1 protein-coding gene is annotated in these 265 nt (G+C 67.2%); it reads left to right on the top strand.

The genetic code is table 11. The features are described 5' to 3' along the window. Positions 1–15: 15 nt before the first annotated feature. A partial coding sequence (locus AAEY72_RS15210) for an aldehyde dehydrogenase family protein (RefSeq protein WP_352311418.1) occupies positions 16–265 on the top strand: 250 nt, incomplete at its 3' end.

Below are 265 nucleotides of genomic sequence, written 5' to 3'. Positions count from 1 at the left end.
GGGCAGGGCTGTGCATTGCTCACCCGCTTCGTTGTGCATCACTCGGTACGCGAGCAATTCGTGCAGTGCGCCAAAGCCATTGCCGGGCAGTGGAAGGTCGGTGACCCGGCGGACCCGAGCGTGATGATGGGCCCGCTGATCCGCGAGTCGCAGCGCGCCAAGGTCGAGCATTTCATCGCCAGCGGCCGCGACGCCGGGGCCACGCTGGTCTGCGGTGGTGGACGACCTGCGCATCTGCGCCAGGGCTTCTTCAGCGACATCACCC

The organism is Psychrobacter sp. W2-37-MNA-CIBAN-0211 (genome assembly GCF_040309405.1).
Classification (GTDB): Bacteria; Pseudomonadota; Gammaproteobacteria; order Pseudomonadales; family Moraxellaceae; genus Psychrobacter; species Psychrobacter glaciei.
This window is presented reverse-complemented; position numbering and strand designations above follow the sequence as displayed.